The sequence below is a fragment of the Mucilaginibacter sp. genome, assembly GCF_965201005.1.
GTDB lineage: Bacteria > Bacteroidota > Bacteroidia > Sphingobacteriales > Sphingobacteriaceae > Mucilaginibacter_A.
Window position 1 is genome coordinate 1,212,189 of record NZ_OZ241747.1, and the last position, 20,963, is coordinate 1,233,151.

Below are 20,963 nucleotides of genomic sequence, written 5' to 3' on the forward strand. Positions count from 1 at the left end.
TCAGCATGAAACAATATATGATCTTATTGGCAATCAGTGGTTTGCTGGCTGCCTGTAACCAAAACGCCAATACAACATCTGCTGTTGCAACAACAGAAAAAGCAACAACCGCAAACATCCCGGTGATGAAGTTTGACAAAGAAGTTTACGATTTTGGCAAAATAAAAGCGGGCGACAAAGTGAGCTACGATTATGCTTTTGTAAACACCGGCAAATCGCCTTTGATTGTTACAGATGCGGTGGCAAGTTGCGGCTGCACCATCCCAACAAAACCTGACAAACCCATCAATCCGGGCGAAAAAAGCATGATTAAAGTGGTATTTAACAGCGCAGGCAAATCCGGTTTGATTGATAAACAAATTACCATTACGGCCAACACGGTGCCTGCGCAAACAATGGTGCATTTGGTTGGCGAAGTAATCACAAAATAACTAATTTCAATTTTTAAAAAGTATAATATGATTTCGACTATTTTATTACAGGCCGGAAATGGTTTAGCGGCATACGGGCAGTTTTTGCCTTTAGTGCTGATTATCGTGGTTTTTTATTTTTTCATGATCCGCCCGCAGGTAAAGAAGCAAAAAGATCAGAAAAAATATGTGGAAGAACTTAAAAAAGGCGATAAGGTGGTTACTTCCGCAGGCATCCACGGTAAAATTGTTGATGTTGGCGATACCACAATTTTAGTTGAAGTGGACAACAACGTAAAAATCCGCTTTGATAAAGGCTCAATTTCTTTAGAAGCATCCAGGTTGCTGAACCAGCCGGCCACTGCCAAAGTTTAGGCTGATAAAAGAAGCATTGATAAAAACGATGCTTCTTTTACACATACTTTTTTGAAGGAATTATATGGCTATCTTCAAATTATCCAGAGCAGAACGTAAGCGGATTTCCGCTTTTTTTACCTGCCTTTTTTTGGCCATGCTGGCCTGGATATTTGTCGTGATGTCCAAAAGTTATACTTTCCCGGTAAAAGTTGCCTTAAATTACAAAAATCACCCGGAGCGCAAGGCGTTTTTTGCGCTGCAGGCAGATACGGTTTTGGCTACAGTAGGCGGCACGGGCTGGCAAAGATTGTTTTCGGCCGTTTTACCGGAAAAAAATAGGATTATTAGTGTTGATTTGCGAAAACTCGAAACGCAAAACTTTATTGTATTGAGCAATCAGTTACAGGTGATCAACCAAAAAAACGTACTAAACCAGCAAATTTATTCTTTCAGTCCGGATACGGTTTTTTTTGATTTTGCCCTGCGCAAGGTTAAACGTGTGCCGATTATTTTGAAAACAGATATTACTTTTCAGCGGCAGTTTGCACGTTCGGATGATATTTTGTTTAAACCGGATTTTGTGACTATCAGCGGCCCGGCAGTATATGTAGATTCTGTAAAAAGCTGGCCAACAGATACTTTAGTGCTTAATAAAGTAAATACTTCTATTGCTGCAACTTTAAAACTGGTTCCTCCGCAAAAAAACAACGTTAGTATTAACCCAAAAACAGTTGATGTAAAAATTCCGGTAGATGAATTTACCGAGAAAACGCTGGAAGTGCCCGTGAAGCTGCTCAACAACAAAACTTACAGCAAAGTCAGCTTATTCCCCAAAAAAATCAAAATCACTTTTATGGTTTCGTTAGATAATTATCCGGCCGTAAATGCAGATTTTTTTGAAGTTGTGGCCGATTTGAACTCCTGGCAGCAAAACGGTATGCAAAAATTGCCGGTAAAGCTAAACCAGCAGCCGGATTATTGTAAAATTGTGGATATTCAGCCTGCTGCGGTTAATTTTATCGTGCATAAATAATGCTGAAAATCGGTATCACAGGCAATATTGGCAGCGGAAAATCCATCATTTCCAAAGTTTTTGAACTATTGGACGTTCCCGTTTTTTATGCCGATTTCCATGCTAAAAAAGTAATGACGGAGGATGCAGTTTTGGTAGTCGAAATCCGAAAAAAATTTGGTGCCGAAGCTTATTTTGCAGACGGAAGTTTGAACCGAAAATATATTTCAGGCATCGTTTTTAATAATGAAGCCGAACTGCAGCAATTAAATGCGCTGGTACATCCGGCCGTTTTCCGAGCTTTTGATATTTGGGCCGAACAATATCCGCATAAAATATATGTGCTAAAAGAAGCAGCCTTATTGTTTGAAAGCGGTTCAAACCAACAATGTGACCGTACAATTGTGGTTTCGGCCACGCTGGAGGAACGTGTGCGGCGGGTGATGCAGCGCGATAGTTTGAGCGAAGAAGAAGTTCTCCGTAGGGAAAAAAAGCAGATGCCGCAAGCCGAAAAAGAAGGCAAAGCTGATTTTATCATCCAAAACAATGGCGATAGGTTGGTGATTCCGCAGGTTTTAAAAATACACCAACAACTGCTGGAACTGACCGAAAATATATGATCCAGGAATATTTTTTAGAACTGACGGTCAGCGGATTGTATTGTGCCGCAGGCGATTTTTACTTGGATCCGCAGAAACCGGTGCAAACGGCAGTTGTTTCTCATGCGCACGCGGATCATGCCGTTGGCGGCCATCAGCAGGTTTTTGCAACAGGGGCAACGCTGGCTTTGATGGATTTGCGCTATGGAAAAAACGCCGGAAAAATTAAAAATACGCTTACTTATCACGAAAAAACATCGATAAAAGAAGTATCGGTCACGCTGATTCCGGCCGGGCATATTTTGGGTTCTGCACAAGTTTTGATGGAATATAAAGGTGTAAAATATTTGTACACCGGTGATTTTAAACTACAGCCTGATGCAACGTGTGAGTTGCTTGAATGGGAGGAAGCTGATGTTTTGATCACGGAAACGACGTTTGCCAACCCAAATATCAAACATCCCGATCAGGTTTCGGAAATTGAAAAACTCAACCAAAACCCTCAAAATATATTGCTTGGCGCGTATGCATTGGGCAAAAGCCAGCGGTTAATTAAGCTGATCAACCAGTTTTGTCCGCAGAAAAAAATCCTGGTTCACCGCAACATCGAACCGATCAACCGGATTTATGAAAAGTTTGGTTTTTTATTCGGCGGATATAAATTATACGATCGGAAATTCATGAAAAACCAGCAAAATTTTATCTATCTGGTGCCGCCGTTTACTTTCAACAGTTATATCCGGGCAACGGGTTTGCGGCGGATATTTGCATCCGGCTGGAAAAACTTGCAAACCAACGTACAGGATTCGCTATATATTTCCGACCACGCCGATTGGGAGGATATTTTGCTGCTGATTGATAAAGTTAAGCCTTCACAAATCTGGACTTTGCATGGAAACGGTATGCATCTGCAACAGTATTTTAAGGGGAAATTGCGTGTTAAAATTTTAAATTAAATGGAATTAGAGAAGCAGGATTTTTACATAGACGAGAACGGTAATACTGTTTTTACGGCATATTTTCATGTGAAGAGAGGTTATTGCTGTAAAAACAAATGCCGGCATTGCCCCTGGAACTTTGGCCGCGAGAAACAAAACAGCTCAGCAGAAAATAAATTATCATAAATTTACGGCGTTAGCAGCACAAAGCATGGAACTGGAAAAGGAAATTCAGAGTAACAAGTTTGAAGATAATTACCACAAAGCGGTGGTCAATATTTCTTACACTTACAGCTGGTTGAGCACAATTTTGCGGGAACGCTTGGAAAAACATCAGATTACGCACCAACAGTTTAATATTTTGCGGATTTTGCGCGGCCAGTTTCCAAATCCGGCAACCGTAAACCTGCTTAAAGAACGCATGATCGACAAGATGTGTGATGCTTCGCGGATTGTTGACCGGCTGGTGCAAAAAGAACTGGTTACGCGCTGCACCAACACTAAAGACAGGCGTGCGGTGGATATCCGCATCAGTGATAAAGGTTTGGAAGTTTTAGCCCAAATTGACCAGGAATTGAAGATGTGCGACCTTTTAAAAGATAGTATTACCGAAGAAGAAGCCGCTGTTTTATGTAAATTACTGGATAAACTCCGCGGTTAAAACCTGGTTAAGATTCTGCAAAAAAAGTAATTAAAGCAATGCCCGAACCGATTAAAACAGCTACCATTTTGCGTAAATTAAATTTATGATCTGAGCTGGATTCAAACAAAATGGTGGTAGAAATATGCAGGAAAATACCAATTACGATGCCCATAATCCGCGAAAAATACTGTTTTAACCCGGCCAGATTGGTACTTAACAAATGGCTGGTGTAAAATCCGGCCGGCGTCATCAGCGAAAAAACAACCAGTAAAAACAGTATGCTTTTTTTAGGCAGATGATTTTGCATCAGCACACTGCCCAACGCAAACGCTGCCGGAACATGGTGCAGTGCAATGCCAAAAACCAATTCCTGCTGATGGCCTTGTGCCAGCGGCATTCCTTCCAAAAATGCATGTAAACACAAACTGATCATAATCCCGGATGGGAACGCGGCTTCATGATTGTGTTGATTGTGGTGGATATGGCCATGTTCCACACCATCCGAAAACAGCTCCAGGATCAGTTGGAATAAAAATCCGGCCATGATGAAAATGCCCACATAACGATCGCCGCTTTGATAAGCATCCGGGATTAAATGTAAAACGGTAATGGCAAACAGGTAAGCACCGCTGAAAGAAAGGATGAGCTTAAGGTTTTTGCCCATATCTTTTTTAAACAGAAAAATACTTGTCCCACCAAAAAAAGCACTAAAAAACAAGGGAAAAACGATCCAGTAGTTCATGAAAATTTAAAGTATAAACGGTTGTAAACCAAGCCGTACAGCCAGCCGATCATACTGCCGAAAGCGGCACCGGCAAGCACATCTACAGGATAATGAACACCTACATAAACCTGTGCATAACAGATCAGCGCAGCCCAAAAAACTGCAAAAAACCAAATCCAACGCCAGTTTCGGCCAAAAGCAAAGCAGCAAAATATGGCAATGGCAAAATGATCACTCGCATGTGCAGACGGGAAACTCAAACCTGTACCGCAGGGCACACGGTTGACAACAGTTGGCTCAACAGCCTGATCATTGCAGGGCCGTACTCTTTTTACGTAGGCTTTTATCACCCGGACACAAACAAAATCTGCAGTGCCAACACTGGCAGCCAGCAGGACAATCAGTAATACAGCAATTTTTTTATAGCGATAAATACTGAAACCGATGATGAAAATATAAAGCGGAATCCAGGTTTTCGGGTTGCGGAGGATCGGCATCAGCACATCAAAAACCGGGTTTCCCCAATCATGGTTAATCAGGTGAAACAAGTGCTGGTCAAATTGCATCCAGGGAAAAGTCATTACAAACCTGGTTTTAAATAAGTCATCAACCTTAAATCTGTCAGCAGTTTTTAAACAGTCGCGAATATAGCCATTAAGCCGTCAAACAACCGCAAACTATATAAAGCCTAAGTCAATTATTCGTATTTTCGCAATCTAAAACACACATTCTTGACACTTATAAAATCGATTTCCGGCATCCGCGGCACCATTGGCGGGCAGGCCGGCCACGCGCTTACACCAACAGATATTGTAAAATTCACGGCTGCTTTTGGCAGTTGGGTCATCAAAAAAACAGGCATAAAAACAGTAGTGGTTGGCCGGGATGCGCGCATTTCCGGGCAGATGGTTTTGAACTTGGTTACCGGCACGCTGCAAGGTTTGGGCATAGATGTGATTGATCTGGGCCTTTCTACCACGCCAACTGTTGAGATTGCTGTTCTGATGGAGCAGGCAGGCGGCGGCATTATTATCACTGCCAGCCACAATCCAAAACAATGGAACGCATTGAAATTGTTAAGCCATAATGGCGAATTTATAAGTGAGGCAGATGGTGCCGAAGTGCTGGAACTGGCCGAAAGCGGCGAAGTGGTTTTTGCAGAAGTAAGCCATTTGGGGAAACTGATTTCGGATGGTTCTTATCTGCAAAAACACATCGGACTAATTTTAGCATTGCCTTTGGTTGATACAGAAGCTATTAAAAATGCCAATTTTAAAATTGTGTTGGACGCTGTAAATTCTTCCGGCGGCATTTATGTCCCGGCTTTGTTGAAGGCTTTAGGCGTAGAAGTAATTTATGAATTATTTTGCGAACCTGATGGGGACTTTCAACATAATCCGGAACCTTTACCCGAAAATTTAACGGCCTTATCAAAAGAAGTGCTGGCAAAAAATGCAGATTTGGGCATTGCGGTCGATCCTGACGTGGACCGTTTGTGTTTTATTGCCGAAGACGGAAATGTTTTTGGTGAAGAATATACGCTGGTTGCCGTGGCAGATTATGTGCTGAAAAATACGACCGGCAATACGGTTTCCAATCTATCCTCTACGCGGGCTTTGCGCGATGTGACTGAAAAAGCCGGAGCCGAATATTTTGCGTCGGCAGTAGGAGAGGTAAATGTAGTGAACAAAATGAAGGAAGTTGACGCTGTGATTGGTGGCGAAGGCAATGGCGGTGTAATTTATCCTGAGCTGCATTATGGCCGCGATGCGCTGGTTGGCATTGCGCTGTTTTTAACGCATCTGGCCAAGTTTGGCCGCTCGGTTTCGGTTCTGCGGAGCACTTATCCAAGCTACTACATCTCCAAAAATAAAATAACGCTTACACCGGAAATGGATATCAAAGGCTTGCTGGAGAGTGTAAAAGAGAAATATCAGCGGCAGCCGCACACTACAATTGATGGTTTAAAAATCGAGTTTGGAAATGATTGGGTGCACCTGCGTAGTTCAAACACGGAGCCGATCATCCGGATTTATTCTGAAGGAAATTCAGAACAGGTTGCCAACAGCCTGGCCAATAAAATGATTGCCGATATTAAAGAAATCCTGCAATTGCAAAACTGATACTGTTTTTACCACCTAAATTTTACCAAATAATATGCGTGTTTACTTAGATAATGCCGCAACAACGCCCATAGATCCGGACGTTTTAAAAGAAGTTTATACGGTGATGGAAACCTGCTACGGCAATCCGTCGTCCATACATGCTTTTGGCCGGGAAGCACGCACGGTTGTAGAAAAAGCCCGCCGGACGATTGCTTCACTTCTGCACGCTTCGCCATCAGAAATTTTTTTTACTTCGGGCGGCACAGAAGCCGATAACATGGCCATCAGTTGCGCCATCCATGATCTTGGTATTACGCACGCCATCACTACAGAAATTGAGCATCATGCCGTTTTGCATACGTTAAAAGCGTTGGAAAAATCAGGCGCGGTTAAACTGAGTTTTGTTGAAGTGGACCAACGCGGCAACATCAACCTGAACCAGTTAGAACAATTACTGCAGGAAAACGGGCGCAGTTTTGTTTCGCTGATGCACGCCAATAACGAAATTGGTACGATAACCGATATTGAAAAAGCAGGTGATTTGTGTGAACAATACAATGCTGTTTTTCATTGTGACACGGTGCAAACGATGGGTCATTTTCCGCATGATGTAACCAAACTGAAAGTGCATTTTTTGGTTGGCGCGGCGCATAAACTGCACGGGCCAAAAGGTATCGGTTTTATTTACATCAATCATCGCATCAAAATAAAACCGCTGATCCACGGCGGTTCGCAAGAGCGGAACATGCGCGGCGGCACCGAAAACGTATATGGTATTGTTGGTTTTGCCAAAGCTTTGCAACTGGCTTATGCGGAAATGGAAATCCACCGAAAGCACATTCAGGATTTGAAAAGCGATATGATGCAGCAGTTAATCGACGGCATTCCGGGCGTTGGGTTTAACGGGGAAACCGATGCTGAAAAAAGTTTGTACACTGTTTTAAACGTTTCTTTTCCGGAGATGGAAATGGGCGATATGCTGCTTTTTAGTTTGGATATTGCCGGGATTTCGGCTTCCGGTGGGAGTGCCTGCAGTTCGGGAACGGATATTGGTTCGCATGTTTTGACCGGGATTGGGGCAAATCCAAACCGGCCGGCCATTCGTTTTTCATTTTCAAAATTCAATACAAAAGAAGAAGTGGACTATACGGTTACCAAGCTGAAAGAAATTTGCCTGGCGAAAGTGCAGGCATAGTTTTTTATGCTGCCGGATGCTGTTTTTATCGATATAAATTTGTCAACTTTTTTTTATTTGCAAAAAACAATGAGTCAAATTAATGCGTTTCCGTACTAACACTAACGTTAAATTTCAAACTTATGACACTCACCCATGCCAGCACTTTAAATGATCAGGAAGATTGTTTAGACGCCAAAGATCATACTTTCGCCAACCAAACCATAAATGACATTTTTGCTTCGCCCAAAAATGCAGTTTCGGAAGATGACGATGATGACGATGATATTGATGCAACCGTTCCTGACCCGGATGAAGACGACCTTTATGACGAGGACGACGATACTTTTCCGGATGCAGATGAATTGGATAAAATTGACGACGATGATGATGCGGATGTGATCGACAGCGATGATCTGCAGGATGATGACGACAAAGGAAGCACCACTTCCGGTATGGGTTCATCGTCTTTTGCGGACCGCCCGACAGGCCGTACCACAGGCCGCATGACCGATCATGAGCCGGGATCAGGCCAATAACCAAAATCGTTTTCACCCAAAAAGGGATGCTAAAAACAGTATCCCTTTTTTTATATTGAAATTTTTATAGCCTGTTTCAAGTTTGTTTAATCTGTTTTAGATACTTCTTTTATCACCTAAAAAATGGCATTTTTTTTATTTTAAAATTGATGCGGACACCAAATTTTATAGGGTAAAAGAAGCATCACATTTTTCTGATATAAACCTTGAACAGGTTATAATTTAATTAAGCCATCGCGTACATTTCTTCCTGTTGTTTTTTAACGGCATCGCTGTTGATAAATTCATCGTAGCCCATTAATTTGTCAATCATTCCGCCGGGCGTTAATTCTACAATGCGGTTGGCAACGGTTTGCGTTAATTCATGGTCGCGTGAAGTGAACAAAACGGTTCCCCGGAAATCTTTCATGCCATTGTTCAAAGCCGTTATCGATTCCAGGTCTAAGTGATTGGTCGGTTCATCAAACAGCAAAACATTGGCGTGCTGCAACATCATCCGTGAAAACATACAACGCATTTTTTCGCCACCGGAAAGCACGGTTGATTTTTTTAGCACTTCCTCACCCGAAAACAGCATCCTGCCCAAAAAACCACGGATAAACTGATCGTCTTTTTCGCCTTCCGAATAATCGCGCAGCCAATCAATCAGGTTTTCATCTTTTCCTTTAAAATAATCCTGGTTATCAATCGGTATATCTGCCGTTTTAATGGTAATCCCCCACTTAAAACTACCGGAATAATCGGTATCACGACCGGTTAAAATATCGTAAAAAGCCGAAGTTGCCAGGCTGTTTTGAGAAAGTACGGCAATTTTATCACCTTTGTTCACCATTAAATTCAGGCCAGAAAACAGCACTTCGCCATGCAAAGTTTTGCCCAGGTTTTCAATCTGCAGGATTTGATCGCCTGCTTCCCTGCCCAGATTATTGAACAAAATAGCCGGATATTTTCGGTTGGAAGGTTTAATCTCGTCCAGATTAATCTTGTCCAGAGCTTTTTTACGGCTGGTTGCCTGCTTGGATTTGGAAGCATTTGCACTGAAACGCCGAATAAATTCCTGCAGTTCTTTCACGCGGTCTTCCGTCTTTTTGTTCTGATCAGAACGTTGTTTCAATGCCAGCTGACTGGATTCGTACCAGAACGAATAATTACCGGTGTAAATCGTCATTTTTGCAAAATCAATATCCACAATGTGCGTACAAACGGTATCCAGAAAGTGCCTGTCATGCGAAACCACCAAAACAATCGCTTCATAACTTGCCAAAAAATCTTCCAGCCAGGCTATTGTATTGATGTCCAGATCGTTGGTCGGCTCATCCAGCAGCAAAATATCCGGATTGCCAAACAACGCCTGTGCCAACAAAACGCGTACTTTCTGGTTTCCGTCCAGTTCTTTCAGCTGTTTATAATGCAAATCTTCTTTAATGCCCAAGTTGCTCAGCAAAGTGGCGGCGTTACTTTCAGCGTTCCAGCCATCCATTTCGGCAAACAAATTTTCCAGTTCGCCGGCACGTTCGCCATCTTTATCGGTAAAATCTTCTTTTAAGTAAATGGCATCTTTTTCCTTCATCACGGCATACATTTCCTGGTGGCCGATCAGCACGGTTTCAATCACCGAAAATTCATCAAACTCATAGTGATTTTGCTTAAGTACGGCCATCCGCTCGCCCGGCGAAAAACCAACTGTTCCGCTGGTCGGATCGATCTCTTTAGATAAAATTTTTAAAAAAGTAGATTTTCCCGCGCCGTTTGCACCGATGATGCCGTAGCAGTTGCCCTGCGTAAATTTGAGGTTGACATCTTCAAAAAGCGTGCGTTTGCCGTAACGAAGCGAGAGGTTGGATACCGTTATCATATTGTACTGATTTTGCTGCAAAGATACGGCTTATCAGCCTGAAAATTGAACTCAAATTAGGTTTTTTGATGAAGATTGATGCTGTTTTTACCGGTCAAAATTTGGGCTGTGCAACCATCCCAAAATTTTATCTTTGCCAAAATTTACCCGATAAAAACAGTATGGACATTGCCGAAGGTTTGTTGTTTGCTCTGCTTTGGTCTTCGGCAACGGTGGCCACCAAGTTTGCCTTTCATTCCTGCGATTTGTTTTTATTAACGCTGATCCGGTTTCTGACAGTAAGCGTGATATTGCTCAGTTACAATTATATTGTTAAACGGAAAAGCAGCCGGTTGCCTACCAAAACAGAGTTTAAAAAGCTTTTGATCTTGGGCGTGCTCAATGTAACTATCTATATGTCAGGCTATTTGATCGCAATAAAATATGTTTCTGCCGGATTGATCAGTTTGATAACCGCTGTGAACCCATTATTGCTGATCCTGTTTTCGGCACTGTTTTACAAACGCAAATTGTCTTCTTTTGAGATCATCGGCGTTGTAGTTTCTGTTTCCGGGCTGGTTTTGGCCGCTATCCCGAATCTGTACAACAGCCACGCCACTTTGCCGGGTTTGCTGGCTTTGATTGCCGGGATTTGCGCTTTATCGAGCGGCAGCATTTATTACGCCAACTCTGGCCTCAGCCTGAAAAAAATGGAAGTAAACACCTGGCAGATTACGCTGGGCGGCATACTGTTTTTACCGATAGTTTTTTTAAACAGAGGCCATAATTTCCTCATCCCAGACCTGAATTTTTTCCTGAGCATTGCCTGGCTCATCTTTCCGGTGTCCGTCATTGCTTATGCCATGTGGCTTATTTTGCTGCAGCGGGATTCTGTCAAGGCCGGTTTATGGCTTTTTGTAACACCGGCTTTCGGTTATCTGATGGCCGTAATCATCCTTCACGAAAAAATAACCGTTTATGGCGTACTTGGCAGTTTGCTGGTAGTGAGCGGTTTACTGTACTCCAGGAAGAAAAAAATGGTTGCCGCAACGATTGTTGCTGCTGAATGAGATGCTTCTTTTATCGGTATAAATTCAGCCAAAAAAAGCTTCGCCCATCAGTTAATCAAAGCTTTTTTGGTTGAAGCGATTTTGTTACTTCATCATTTTTTCTTCGCTTATTTCCGGGTGTGCTTCGCCGTGGTGGCAGGTATTGCAGTTGATGGCCGCCATCGCTGTCATACCGTTTTCACCTTTTTTTGTATGGAAATATTTTTTGTTGATCTTATTTGCCATGAGGTACATTTTGCGCGCCATTTCTTTTTCGGGCTTGGCATCGCTGGCAAAATTTAGCTTTTTAGGGTTATCGTCTGATGCTGCATGGCAAAAATTACACTTCACCCCGAGCGCGGTTTTCCACCCGTCCATCACATGGTCCAATTCCTCATGACTGATGTTTTTTGGCAGCACTTTTAAGTTTTTTGGCGCAGGCGGCGCGGCTTGCTGATAATCCGCTGTGGCGCCCATAGCCGCTACGGCAGCGATAAACAAGGTAAAAATTAAAATTTTCGGCTTAAACATGTAGTGTTTTTTTGGTGAAGCAAATTAGGGAATTATCGTCAGGTTTTTGTCATGTAACAAAAATATCAACTTAAAATATTAATCAGCCTAAATTAGGTTGATAAAAACAGCATTGCTTATAAATTTATGCACGTAAAAATTTAGAATATCCTATAATTGCTGCCATGAAAGCTTTTGTTTCTTTGCTTGCCACAGGCATACTGTTTTTACCGGTCAAAAACTTGTATAGTCAAAATTCAAAACCGGTTGCGGATTCTGCTGCGGTCAAAACCATCAACGCCAACAGCCTGGGCAAACGCATTGAGGTTTTGGCATCCGATGATTTTATGGGCCGAAAACCTTTCACCGCCGGCGAAACCAAAACCATCAATTATCTGCAGGAACAATTTAAGCAGATGGGCTTAAAACCGGGCAATGGCAGCAGCTATTTTCAGGACGTGCCGATGGTGGACATTGCCTCTAAAGCTGCCGGTCCGTTGCTGATCAAAGGTAAAAACGGCACATTGAGTTTAACCCCGCTGGAGGATTTTACCGCCACCACGCGCCATGTGCAAAACCAAGTGCAGGTTAATAATTCTGAAATTATTTTTGCCGGATTTGGCATTGTGGCACCCGAATACAATTGGAATGATTACGCCGGGCTGAACGTAAAAGGCAAAACGGTTGTGGTGATGGTAAATGATCCGGGTTTTTACGATGCCAAACTTTTTAGAGGTAAAAACATGACGTATTACGGCCGCTGGACGTACAAATATGAAGAAGCAGCGCGGCAAGGCGCAGCAGCTTTATTGATAATCCACGATACGGCACCTGCAAGTTATCCGTGGGCGGTGGTGCGCAACAGCGGCTCAAAATCAAAATTATATTTGCAAACGACAGATAACGGCAAATCGCGCGCGCTGCTGGAAGGCTGGCTCACCCAGGAATCAACGCACAAATTGTTTAAACTCGCCGGTGTTTCCGAGGACGTTTTAAAAGTAGCCAAAAAGCGCGGTTTTAAAGGTTTTAGCTTAGGTTTGGACGCCAGTTTAACGCTGAACATCAGCATTAAAAAATCAACTTCGCATAATGTTGCCGCAATTTTGCCCGGAACAAAACGTGCACATGAGTACCTGATTTATTCGGCACATTGGGATCATTTTGGTATCGGGGAAGCGATCCGCGGCGATTCGATCTATAACGGTGCAGCGGATAATGCCACCGGAACGGCCGGATTGCTAACGCTGGCCGAAGCTTTTTCCAAACTCAAAACCAGGCCGGAACGCTCCATATTGTTTTTATCTTTAACTTCTGAGGAACAGGGTTTGCTCGGTTCAGAATATTATGGCACGCATCCGTTAGTTCCCCTGAAAGAAACCGTTGCGGACATTAACATGGATGTGCTGAACAATTTTAGCCGTACCAAAGATTTAATTGTGGTGGGTTACGGACAATCAGAAATGGATGACTACGCCAAACGTGCCGCCGCCAAACAAGGCCGTGTCATCACGCCAGAACCTGACCCTTCCGGCGGCGGATATTACCGTTCCGATCATTTTAATTTTGCCAAAGTAGGCGTACCGTCTTTATATCCGGAGTCTGGTGTGGATGCCATCGGCCATGGCAAAGCCTGGGGAAAAGCCAAAGCCGCAGATTTTACCAAAAACCGCTATCATTCGCCGTTTGATGAATATGATGCCAAAACCTGGGTTTTTTCCGGAATGGTGGAAGATGTACGGCTTTTATTTGATGTAGGGACCACTTTAGCCAACGAAGCTTATTTTCCGAAATGGAAAACCGGATCTGAGTTTAAAGCGATCAGGGAAAAATCAATGGCATCCAAGTAAAGCAGCGAAATTTTGACAAAACCGATTCTCGTCATCAAATTTGGCACGGCTTCCATCACCCAAAAAAACGGTGAACCGGACGAAAAAGTGCTGGCAGAAATAGCCCGGCAGGTGGCAGAACTGCACCGGCAATACAATGTGGTGCTGGTTTCGTCCGGCGCGGTTGGTGCGGGCAAACATTTCATCAAAAATTACAGTGGCAAAATCAGTGAACGCAAAGCTGCCGCGGCTGTTGGCAATCCGCTGCTTCTGGGCAGATATGCATACTGTTTTTATCCCTATAAAATCAGCATTGCGCAGAGTTTGTGCGAGCGGAGGCATTTTTCTGACCGGAAACAGTTTTTGCAGCTCAAAAAAACTTATGAGGAATTGTGGGCGAACAACATCATTCCGGTTGCCAATGAAAACGATGTAGTGAGCGATCTGGAACTGAAGTTTTCTGACAATGATGAACTGGCCACGCTGATTGCCGTGGGTTTTGGTGCGTCGTTGTTGTTGTTCAGCACTTCGGTTCCTGGCGTTTTGGACGAAGCCGGAAAGGTAATCCCGCAGCTTGACATGACAGATAAATTGGTTCTTTCCATCGCCAGTAAAGAAAAATCCACTTTAGGTTTGGGCGGGATGGTATCCAAACTCACCTTTGCGCGCCTGGCCACGCAAATGGGAATTAAGGTCATGATTTTTGGAATACGAACGGAAGACGGAATCCTGAACGCCATTGAGGGGAAAACCGGAACGCTTTGTTTACCACAGAAATGTACGATTTCGGCGCGCAAAAAATGGCTGGCCAGCGGTAGTTTGGTTACCGGAAGGTTACAGGTTGATGCCGGTGCTGTAAAAGCCCTGCAAAAAGGCAGCAGTTTATTGGCCGTGGGAATTTTGCAAATCATTGAAAAATTTGTGGTAAACGAAGTGTTCGAGATTTTGGACGAGCAAAACCACGCTATTGCCATGGCACGGGCAAAAGTTGCTTCCGAAGAAATCCATCTCCATCAAAAAACAGAAAAACTAATTGTGGCACATGCAGATGAGATTGTGCTGTTGTAGTGTTCTTACGTTCTTTTTGCTTGAATAAAAAAAACCAAAAATTCAAGACAAACCCGATCCCTCCCGGCGTTTTGCCAGCCTTTCCGCGCCATAGCGCAGACCGTTTTATCGGATACTTTTATGATGATAATTTTTTATCAATTTTGTTTCCAATAAAAGGTAGCCACTCAGGAGCACAGGGCTGAATGCCGCCCGGAGGCGATTCGGCATTCTTGATTTTTTGGTTCTTTTGTATCAAGACAAAAGAACGTACAGCCAAGCAACTGCAGGTTTGCTTAAACACCAACATGATCATGCAAAACATCCAAACCCTTCTCCAAAATACTACCAAAGCCAAGCACTCCATCAGCAAACTTTCTGATCCTGAAAAAAAGCTTTTGCTGGAAAAATTAGCTTATCAAATCAAAGCTACAACCCGGGAAATCATCCTGGAAAACCAGAAGGATCTGGAGCGGATGGACGATACTGACCCAAAAAAAGACCGCTTGCTTTTGAATGAAAACCGCATCAATGCATTAGTAGAAAGTGTGCTGGATGTTTCCCTTTTGACCGATCCAACAAATATCATTCTGTCCGAAAAAACCTTGCCCAATGGTTTATTTATTCAAAAAAAAACCGTTCCGCTTGGCGTTGTGGGTATTATTTACGAATCAAGGCCAAACGTTACGATCGACGTGGCCGCACTATGCATCCGTTCGGGCAATGTTTACGTGCTGCGCGGTGGCACCGATGCTTCTTTTACCAATGTTTTTTTGGTGTCGTTGATTAGAAAAGTTTTGGAAGATTTCGGTTTGGATCAAAACATTGTGCAGTTGCTGCCAACTGACCGGAAATTTATCCAGGAAATGCTGACGGCCGTAAAATACATTGATGTAATTATTCCAAGAGGTTCGCAGCAACTGATTGAATATGTGCGTGATAACGCCAAAGTCCCGGTGATAGAAACCGGTGCTGGCGTTTGTCATACGTATGTTGAAAAAACGGCTGACTTGGATAAAGCCGCTGCAATTGTTGTAAATGCAAAAGTATCGCGACCGTCGGTTTGTAATGCTTTGGACACAATTTTAGTTGATGAAGGAATTGCCGAAAAACTACTGGTAAAAACAGCATCACAATTGCAACAGTTTCAAGTAGAAATTTTTGCAGATGAACGTGCGTTTTCCATCCTTAAAAACAGTAATTATCCATACTTGCAAAAAGCACAGCCAGAAGATTTCGGTCGTGAGTTTTTGGATTTTAAATGTTCGGTAAAAGTTGTTTCAGGTTATGAAGAAGCGTTGGAACACATTGAAAAATATTCTTCCAAACATTCCGAAGCGATCATTTCCCAAGATCCAAACTTGTGTGAAAACTTTTTGAACGATGTTGATGCCGCCGCCGTTTACATCAATGCTTCCACCCGTTTTACCGATGGCGGCGAGTTTGGTCTGGGTGCCGAGATTGGAATTTCTACCCAAAAACTACATGCCCGCGGCCCGTTTGCTTTGGAGAAATTGGTTACCGAGAAGTGGATTGTGCGGGGGGACGGGCAGGTGCGGTGAAGAATTAATTTGTTAAATTTGAATATGGAAACCCTTATTGTACAACCTGAAAATAAAGAGCAGCTTAAAGCTTTAAAAGCTTTTATGAAGGCTATGAAAATTAGATTTCAAAAAGAAGAAAAAACTTATAGTCAAACTTTTATTGACAAAATGCAACAAGCAGAAGATGATGTTAAAGCAGGCAGAACCACAAAAATTCAACCTGCCGATATATGGAACTTGAGCTAACTGATGTTGCTAAAGACGATATTATGAGCCTGTTTAAATTTTGTTCAATACATTTTCTATGCTTCTTTTATCACCCTAAAAATGGCAAACACTTGGTTTTCGATTGATTAAAATTGATGGAAATACCAATTTTTATTAGGTAAAAGAAGCATAAGGTTTTTTCGCAGATAAATTTTAAACAGGCTCTAAGTTTTTTAATAAAAGTGGGCAAATCCAAGTTGTTCGTAAATTGAGAAGCTGTTAATTGAAGTAAAAGAAAACTCCTTTGAAGGAATTGGTAAGCCAGAACAATTAAAACATCAATATTCCGGTAAATGGTCAACATCGAATGATTTATGCCATGGATAAAAACTTGATTATCATTTATTCATTGCGAGGACATTACAGATAAATTTCCTTTTTTATCAGTTTTGGAATCTTTTTAAATCATGTGGATGCCGCTGCCGTTTATGTCAATGCTTCCTCGTGAAATTGGTGCTTTCTGCACGTAAATAAGTTCAACTAATTCTTTTATAAGTATCAGTCATCCAAACCTTTCCCCTCAAAAATTAACGCCGTGCACTTTTCAACACGTGCTGCCCGGGTTTTGGCTTGTTTTGCTGCGGCAAAATAAAGATAATAAGCTTTTTGCCGGCCGGGCGTCAAGGCTTCAAATGCTTCTTTTAGGGCATTATTTTCATTTAGTTTTAGCTGAAATTCTTTGGCCACAACAAACTCGCTGGTTTTTTTCATTTCTACTTTTAAACCGGTTCTTTCTGCTTCAATAGCTTCAAAAATGTAGGCTTTTACAACAGGTTCAAGCTCAATAATTTCGTTCAAATTAGTAAACCGGATTTGGCGCGCTGCCTGCACATTTTCGGTTTGCCGGATCAGGATTTTATGCTCGTCTTGCAGCAAAGCCCCTTTAAAAAATAAAAATGCACAGTAATCTTTAAAAGCATGTATTAAAATGATGTTGCTTTTTGCTAAAGTGTAGCACGGAACGCCCCACTTTAATTCTTCGGTCAGGCCGCAATTCAATGCAATTGTTCGTAACTGCATCAGTTCCTGCTGCCATTTTTTGGCTTTTGTGAAATAAAAATCAACTTTAGGGTTCATGCTGATTATCGTTGAAGATGGATTAAATCGGTTAAAAAAATACAGCGTTTCCTGAAATTATAAAAATTCCTAAAAAGTATCAATTTTAGTAAAAATAACCTGCTAAAAGAAGTATCACCAAATGCCAAATTCCGTGTTATAAAACCATGGATTTTTCAGATACCATTATCATCGGTGCCGGTGCAGCCGGTTTATTTACCGCTCGTCAACTTTCCAAAGCTGGTCAAAAAGTAACGATTTTAGAAGCCCGGAACCGCATCGGCGGCCGTTGCTATACTTTTTCCGGACAAGATTTTACACAACCAATTGAGTTGGGCGCAGAATTCGTCCATGGCGAACTGCCGCTTACGTTAAAGCTGTTAAAAGAAGCAAATATTAAATATGAAACGGTTTCCGGGAAAAATTATCAGGGTAAAAATGGCGAAATTAAACAATCTGAATTTTTTATGGAGCATTGGGACAACTTTGAAAAAGCTCTGAAAGAAGTTAAAACAGATCAGTCGCTTGACGGATTTTTGCAGCAAAACTTCCACGGAGAAAAATATGCCGGTTTGCGAAGATCCATCATTCAGTTTGCCAAAGGTTACGATACGGCCGATCCTGAGTGTGTAAGTTTGTTTTCCCTGCGGGACGAATGGCTGGGCGGCCACGAAGAAGAAACACAGTACCGGATTGCGGGCGGATATATCCAATTGATGGATTTTATGGCCAGTCAAATTAAAAGTTTTGGTAGCGAAATTGTGCTTGGTTCAATTGTAAAACAAGTAAACTGGCATGAAGGTTTTGTAGAAGTAGTTACCACAAGTAATGCTGTTTTTATCGGTACAAAATTGGTGGTTACGGTTCCACTTGGTGTGTTGAATTGTAGTCCAAGTTTAGAAGGTGCGATCCAATTCGTTCCTGATTTACCAGAACAAAGAAAAGCTGCCGCAGACATGGGTTTCGGCGCGATCATCAAAATCCTGATTGAATTTTCGGAACCTTTTTGGGAGGAAAAAGGCTTGGAAAATTTACAGTTTCTTTTCTCCGAAGAAAAAATACCAACCTGGTGGGCGCAAACCCCGCAGAGAAACAACGTACTGACCGGATGGCTCGGCGGCAGTCCGAAAGATGAAATTCAACATCAAAATGATGATGAAATTTTAATAGATTGTGTTTTATCACTTGCTTCTATTTTTAACTTGGATGCTTCTTTTATCAGGCAAAAAATGGTTTCGGCCAAAGTTTATAATTGGACAACCGATCCGTTTACGCGCGGTTCTTACAGTTATGCAACTTTGCAAACGCAATCAGCTTTGAAAGTTTTAAAAAAACCAATTAGCAAAACTATTTATTTTGCTGGTGAAACTTTGTTTGATGGCGAACAATTGGGAACGGTGGAAGCGGCATTGATTTCTGGTTTGGAAACAGCAAACGAAATTTTAGATTTTAGAAAATAAACATAAGTTCAATTTCGGGACTTGTAATCAAACCTAAACTTTTTCAGATCAGGCAAATGCTGTTTTTGTCGGCTTAATTCCTGTTGATAAATTACTTGTCCTAAGTTTTTTAAAAAAGGCAACGTTACGGTTTCGTATTCATATTTGTTATCATTGTAAATTCCGTTTTCGTTGGACTGTACAACTGCGGTCAGCAAAAATTCAACTTTGTTTTTAAAATCTGCGATATAAGCATTGTCAATATTGTACCCGTAAGAATCGCCGATCTTGTTAAAAATCCTGATGTTTGGATTTAAAATTGTATCTTTTTCAGATCCATAAAACAAAAACTTACAGAACGTTGGCCAATATTCAGGTCCGTTATATTTTGGATGAACACTTTCTGTCGGATACATGCTCATATACTTGTAAATCAAATCATAATCTTCTTTTTTAAGTTGAAATTGCATTAAACTTGGATAGACTTCGGGGAACAACAAACGCTTTAAAACTTCCTGTTGATCTGAAATCATAAATACGTTTTTCTCCCGAAAATCAAAAGGTTCATTTACCAATTGATCGTTATTGTCCAAGTAACCTTTTCCCTGCAACATGTTGTCCAATTTCATCGTATAATCTTTCGGATCAAATTGGGCAACTTGTTTGTAAATGCTGTTTTTACCGATAAAAAATTCAATCGGATTAGTATGTTTTGCATTTTCGCCGCCATCACCAACGGCTAATCTCGAAATAATACGCGTACGATTTAATCCATACTTTTTTAATTTCTGATTGATTTCTTCTCTTCCAACAAATTCATACAAACGGTTAAAAGCATCGTTATCACTCACTAATAAAATCTTTTTGATGTAGTTTTCTATGCTTGGCAATCCGTTTTCTGCGGAAGTATCAACGCTTACTTTTGTTTGGCCGGCAAAAGCGCTGTCGGTTTGCATCGATGCTTCTTTTATGCCCTTAATTTTAAGTTGGTTGCATTTCTCCAAAGCAAAAATAACGGCTGGCAGTTTCACCGTACTGGCCGGATAGAAATAACGTTTTGGGTTGAGGTTGAAGCTGTACGAACGGAAATGTGGAATGTTATGTTCATCACGGTCTATCTGCGTGTATAAAATCTGGACTTCGTTTTTACTTGGATGGTTCAGGATTTTCCCGAACAATTCCGGTTTGGACTGAAGCAGTTTTTCAAGAAAAACAGTGTCCATTTTTTGTGCGGAAGTTTGCAAAGCGAGAAGTATAAAAAAGGTGGATAAACGAAGCATCATATTTATTATGATTAATTTACAAGATACTAATTTTGTTGTTGGTAAATCTTATATAACTTGAAATACCGTTAGTATTTGTATTTTTGATTAAGGATAGTTGAAAATGGATATTCAAACAGAAAAAATAAAGCTGGCGAAATTGTTGCTAAGTACAGATAAAGAGCATGTTATACAATCTGTTAAACAAATTTTTGAGCGTGAGCGACAGGATTTCTGGAACGATTTATCCACTGACCAACAAGAGGAAATTGACAAGGCTGATTTGGAAATTGAAAAAGGTGAAACAGTAGATTATGAAATATTAATGGCAAAACATCGGCTATGAGCAGAAATGTGATTATTTCTAAGCTTGCGCCGAGGACAAATTACAAAACTATTCGATTTTTTAATGAAAAACTGATCTTCAAAAGTCAAATTGGATTTTGTTAAAAAGCTTGATCGAAATATTGAAATAATTTAAAATCAGCCGGAAATCTTTCCGCAATCTTCTATAAAACCCGGCTTGTATAAATGCATAATTACAAAACAAACAACGTTGTATTTTAGGTTTACTTCAGGCAAAATAGTAGTTGTAAATATATTTGACAATCGTCAGGATTCATCAAAG

24 protein-coding genes are annotated in these 20,963 nt (G+C 41.6%); 18 read left to right on the forward strand and 6 right to left on the reverse strand.

The genetic code is table 11. From position 1 onward, the window contains the following. The first annotated feature begins 5 nt into the window (after positions 1-5). From ACOFKR_RS05600 to ACOFKR_RS05630, 7 genes are all read left to right on the forward strand, one after another. A complete protein-coding gene (locus tag ACOFKR_RS05600; RefSeq protein ID WP_419803035.1) occupies positions 6-431 on the forward strand; it encodes a DUF1573 domain-containing protein in 426 nt (141 codons plus the stop codon). A 27-nt stretch (positions 432-458) separates the two neighbouring features. Then, positions 459-785: a preprotein translocase subunit YajC gene (gene yajC, locus ACOFKR_RS05605; RefSeq protein ID WP_419803036.1), complete on the forward strand. Its 327-nt coding sequence runs from the start codon at positions 459-461 to the stop codon at positions 783-785. 64 nt (positions 786-849) lie between these two features. Continuing rightward, a complete protein-coding gene (locus ACOFKR_RS05610) occupies positions 850-1,800 on the forward strand; it encodes a YbbR-like domain-containing protein (protein WP_419803037.1) in 951 nt (316 codons plus the stop codon). Continuing rightward, positions 1,800-2,399 carry a dephospho-CoA kinase gene (gene coaE, locus ACOFKR_RS05615; protein WP_419803038.1) on the forward strand — a complete coding sequence of 200 codons (600 nt, stop codon included), beginning with the start codon at positions 1,800-1,802 and terminating at the stop codon, positions 2,397-2,399. Before ACOFKR_RS05610 ends, coaE begins: the two co-directional genes overlap by 1 nt. Further along, the gene (locus tag ACOFKR_RS05620) at positions 2,396-3,334 is read left to right on the forward strand and encodes an MBL fold metallo-hydrolase (protein ID WP_419803039.1); all 939 of its coding nucleotides are present in this window, start codon (positions 2,396-2,398) and stop codon (positions 3,332-3,334) included. The genes coaE and ACOFKR_RS05620 overlap by 4 nt, the downstream gene beginning before the upstream one ends. Beyond that, the gene (locus ACOFKR_RS05625) at positions 3,335-3,502 is read left to right on the forward strand and encodes a DUF5522 domain-containing protein (protein ID WP_419803040.1); all 168 of its coding nucleotides are present in this window, start codon (positions 3,335-3,337) and stop codon (positions 3,500-3,502) included. It abuts the gene before it with no gap. A gap of 25 nt (positions 3,503-3,527) precedes the next feature. Then, the gene (locus ACOFKR_RS05630; RefSeq protein ID WP_419803041.1) at positions 3,528-3,977 is read left to right on the forward strand and encodes a MarR family winged helix-turn-helix transcriptional regulator; all 450 of its coding nucleotides are present in this window, start codon (positions 3,528-3,530) and stop codon (positions 3,975-3,977) included. 7 nt (positions 3,978-3,984) lie between these two features. On the opposite strand, the gene ACOFKR_RS05635 is transcribed toward ACOFKR_RS05630, so the two are convergent. Then, positions 3,985-4,701, reverse strand: coding sequence for a ZIP family metal transporter (locus ACOFKR_RS05635; protein ID WP_419803042.1), 717 nt, complete (start codon positions 4,699-4,701; stop codon positions 3,985-3,987). After that, entirely contained in the window at positions 4,698-5,264 is a 567-nt protein-coding gene (locus ACOFKR_RS05640) for a phosphatase PAP2 family protein (RefSeq protein ID WP_419803043.1), read from the reverse strand. Before ACOFKR_RS05640 ends, ACOFKR_RS05635 begins: the two co-directional genes overlap by 4 nt. 150 nt (positions 5,265-5,414) lie before the next feature. On the opposite strand from ACOFKR_RS05640, the gene glmM reads away from it, so the two are divergent. The 3 genes from glmM to ACOFKR_RS05655 all read left to right on the forward strand — a co-directional run bounded on the left by glmM (position 5,415) and on the right by ACOFKR_RS05655 (position 8,501). Further along, a complete protein-coding gene (glmM, locus tag ACOFKR_RS05645) occupies positions 5,415-6,806 on the forward strand; it encodes a phosphoglucosamine mutase (RefSeq protein WP_419803044.1) in 1,392 nt (463 codons plus the stop codon). Positions 6,807-6,840: 34 nt separating this feature from the next. Beyond that, positions 6,841-7,983 carry a cysteine desulfurase family protein gene (locus ACOFKR_RS05650; protein ID WP_419803045.1) on the forward strand — a complete coding sequence of 381 codons (1,143 nt, stop codon included), beginning with the start codon at positions 6,841-6,843 and terminating at the stop codon, positions 7,981-7,983. A 122-nt stretch (positions 7,984-8,105) separates the two neighbouring features. Further along, complete coding sequence (locus tag ACOFKR_RS05655; RefSeq protein ID WP_419803046.1) at positions 8,106-8,501, forward strand: hypothetical protein; 396 nt, start codon at positions 8,106-8,108, stop codon at positions 8,499-8,501. A 226-nt stretch (positions 8,502-8,727) separates the two neighbouring features. Here ACOFKR_RS05655 and ACOFKR_RS05660 read toward each other — a convergent pair whose 3' ends face one another. Next, on the reverse strand, positions 8,728-10,356 hold the full coding sequence (locus ACOFKR_RS05660; RefSeq protein ID WP_419803047.1) for an ABC-F family ATP-binding cassette domain-containing protein: 1,629 nt from the start codon (positions 10,354-10,356) through the stop codon (positions 8,728-8,730). A gap of 161 nt (positions 10,357-10,517) precedes the next feature. Here ACOFKR_RS05660 and ACOFKR_RS05665 point away from each other — a divergent pair, with 161 nt between their 5' ends. Then, positions 10,518-11,405 carry a DMT family transporter gene (locus ACOFKR_RS05665; protein WP_419803048.1) on the forward strand — a complete coding sequence of 296 codons (888 nt, stop codon included), beginning with the start codon at positions 10,518-10,520 and terminating at the stop codon, positions 11,403-11,405. Between the two features lie 84 nt (positions 11,406-11,489). Here the strand turns inward: ACOFKR_RS05665 and ACOFKR_RS05670 are convergent, their stop codons facing one another. Beyond that, positions 11,490-11,915 (reverse strand): c-type cytochrome, encoded by a 426-nt coding sequence (locus ACOFKR_RS05670; protein WP_419803049.1) that lies wholly within the window; start codon positions 11,913-11,915, stop codon positions 11,490-11,492. A gap of 164 nt (positions 11,916-12,079) precedes the next feature. Between ACOFKR_RS05670 and ACOFKR_RS05675 the strand changes: the two genes are divergently transcribed. The 5 genes from ACOFKR_RS05675 (at position 12,080) to ACOFKR_RS05695 (ending at position 16,905) form a co-directional block, all read left to right on the forward strand. Continuing rightward, positions 12,080-13,741 carry a M28 family metallopeptidase gene (locus ACOFKR_RS05675; RefSeq protein ID WP_419803050.1) on the forward strand — a complete coding sequence of 554 codons (1,662 nt, stop codon included), beginning with the start codon at positions 12,080-12,082 and terminating at the stop codon, positions 13,739-13,741. A gap of 12 nt (positions 13,742-13,753) precedes the next feature. Then, the gene (gene proB / locus ACOFKR_RS05680) at positions 13,754-14,788 is read left to right on the forward strand and encodes a glutamate 5-kinase (protein WP_419803051.1); all 1,035 of its coding nucleotides are present in this window, start codon (positions 13,754-13,756) and stop codon (positions 14,786-14,788) included. Between the two features lie 293 nt (positions 14,789-15,081). Then, complete coding sequence (locus tag ACOFKR_RS05685; protein ID WP_419803052.1) at positions 15,082-16,329, forward strand: glutamate-5-semialdehyde dehydrogenase; 1,248 nt, start codon at positions 15,082-15,084, stop codon at positions 16,327-16,329. Between the two features lie 24 nt (positions 16,330-16,353). Further along, positions 16,354-16,557, forward strand: coding sequence for a DUF2683 family protein (locus ACOFKR_RS05690; RefSeq protein ID WP_419803053.1), 204 nt, complete (start codon positions 16,354-16,356; stop codon positions 16,555-16,557). Positions 16,558-16,794: 237 nt separating this feature from the next. Beyond that, the gene (locus ACOFKR_RS05695) at positions 16,795-16,905 is read left to right on the forward strand and encodes a type II toxin-antitoxin system YoeB family toxin (RefSeq protein ID WP_419803621.1); all 111 of its coding nucleotides are present in this window, start codon (positions 16,795-16,797) and stop codon (positions 16,903-16,905) included. Positions 16,906-17,076: 171 nt separating this feature from the next. On the opposite strand, the gene ACOFKR_RS05700 is transcribed toward ACOFKR_RS05695, so the two are convergent. Continuing rightward, positions 17,077-17,655: a YdeI/OmpD-associated family protein gene (locus ACOFKR_RS05700; RefSeq protein ID WP_419803054.1), complete on the reverse strand. Its 579-nt coding sequence runs from the start codon at positions 17,653-17,655 to the stop codon at positions 17,077-17,079. 113 nt (positions 17,656-17,768) lie between these two features. Here ACOFKR_RS05700 and ACOFKR_RS05705 point away from each other — a divergent pair, with 113 nt between their 5' ends. After that, complete coding sequence (locus tag ACOFKR_RS05705) at positions 17,769-19,094, forward strand: flavin monoamine oxidase family protein (RefSeq protein ID WP_419803622.1); 1,326 nt, start codon at positions 17,769-17,771, stop codon at positions 19,092-19,094. Between the two features lie 8 nt (positions 19,095-19,102). Here ACOFKR_RS05705 and ACOFKR_RS05710 read toward each other — a convergent pair whose 3' ends face one another. Further along, a complete protein-coding gene (locus ACOFKR_RS05710) occupies positions 19,103-20,296 on the reverse strand; it encodes a serine hydrolase (protein ID WP_419803055.1) in 1,194 nt (397 codons plus the stop codon). 163 nt (positions 20,297-20,459) lie between these two features. Between ACOFKR_RS05710 and ACOFKR_RS05715 the strand changes: the two genes are divergently transcribed. Next, positions 20,460-20,681, forward strand: a complete 222-nt coding sequence (locus ACOFKR_RS05715; RefSeq protein ID WP_419803056.1) for a hypothetical protein — start codon at positions 20,460-20,462, stop codon at positions 20,679-20,681. Positions 20,682-20,963 lie beyond the last annotated feature (282 nt).

What these genes read in the sequence shown, in the direction of transcription:
- ACOFKR_RS05600 (WP_419803035.1), top strand. Translation starts at nt 6, where the DNA reads ATGAAACAATATATGATCTTATTGGCAATCAGTGGTTTGCTGGCTGCC.
- yajC (WP_419803036.1), top strand. Translation starts at nt 459, where the DNA reads ATGATTTCGACTATTTTATTACAGGCCGGAAATGGTTTAGCGGCATAC.
- ACOFKR_RS05610 (WP_419803037.1), top strand. Translation starts at nt 850, where the DNA reads ATGGCTATCTTCAAATTATCCAGAGCAGAACGTAAGCGGATTTCCGCT.
- coaE (WP_419803038.1), top strand. Translation starts at nt 1,800, where the DNA reads ATGCTGAAAATCGGTATCACAGGCAATATTGGCAGCGGAAAATCCATC.
- ACOFKR_RS05620 (WP_419803039.1), top strand. Translation starts at nt 2,396, where the DNA reads ATGATCCAGGAATATTTTTTAGAACTGACGGTCAGCGGATTGTATTGT.
- ACOFKR_RS05625 (WP_419803040.1), top strand. Translation starts at nt 3,335, where the DNA reads ATGGAATTAGAGAAGCAGGATTTTTACATAGACGAGAACGGTAATACT.
- ACOFKR_RS05630 (WP_419803041.1), top strand. Translation starts at nt 3,528, where the DNA reads ATGGAACTGGAAAAGGAAATTCAGAGTAACAAGTTTGAAGATAATTAC.
- ACOFKR_RS05635 (WP_419803042.1), bottom strand. Translation starts at nt 4,701, where the DNA reads ATGAACTACTGGATCGTTTTTCCCTTGTTTTTTAGTGCTTTTTTTGGT.
- ACOFKR_RS05640 (WP_419803043.1), bottom strand. Translation starts at nt 5,264, where the DNA reads ATGACTTTTCCCTGGATGCAATTTGACCAGCACTTGTTTCACCTGATT.
- ACOFKR_RS05650 (WP_419803045.1), top strand. Translation starts at nt 6,841, where the DNA reads ATGCGTGTTTACTTAGATAATGCCGCAACAACGCCCATAGATCCGGAC.
- ACOFKR_RS05655 (WP_419803046.1), top strand. Translation starts at nt 8,106, where the DNA reads ATGACACTCACCCATGCCAGCACTTTAAATGATCAGGAAGATTGTTTA.
- ACOFKR_RS05660 (WP_419803047.1), bottom strand. Translation starts at nt 10,356, where the DNA reads ATGATAACGGTATCCAACCTCTCGCTTCGTTACGGCAAACGCACGCTT.
- ACOFKR_RS05665 (WP_419803048.1), top strand. Translation starts at nt 10,518, where the DNA reads ATGGACATTGCCGAAGGTTTGTTGTTTGCTCTGCTTTGGTCTTCGGCA.
- ACOFKR_RS05670 (WP_419803049.1), bottom strand. Translation starts at nt 11,915, where the DNA reads ATGTTTAAGCCGAAAATTTTAATTTTTACCTTGTTTATCGCTGCCGTA.
- ACOFKR_RS05675 (WP_419803050.1), top strand. Translation starts at nt 12,080, where the DNA reads ATGAAAGCTTTTGTTTCTTTGCTTGCCACAGGCATACTGTTTTTACCG.
- ACOFKR_RS05685 (WP_419803052.1), top strand. Translation starts at nt 15,082, where the DNA reads ATGCAAAACATCCAAACCCTTCTCCAAAATACTACCAAAGCCAAGCAC.
- ACOFKR_RS05690 (WP_419803053.1), top strand. Translation starts at nt 16,354, where the DNA reads ATGGAAACCCTTATTGTACAACCTGAAAATAAAGAGCAGCTTAAAGCT.
- ACOFKR_RS05700 (WP_419803054.1), bottom strand. Translation starts at nt 17,655, where the DNA reads ATGAACCCTAAAGTTGATTTTTATTTCACAAAAGCCAAAAAATGGCAG.
- ACOFKR_RS05710 (WP_419803055.1), bottom strand. Translation starts at nt 20,296, where the DNA reads ATGGACACTGTTTTTCTTGAAAAACTGCTTCAGTCCAAACCGGAATTG.
- ACOFKR_RS05715 (WP_419803056.1), top strand. Translation starts at nt 20,460, where the DNA reads ATGGATATTCAAACAGAAAAAATAAAGCTGGCGAAATTGTTGCTAAGT.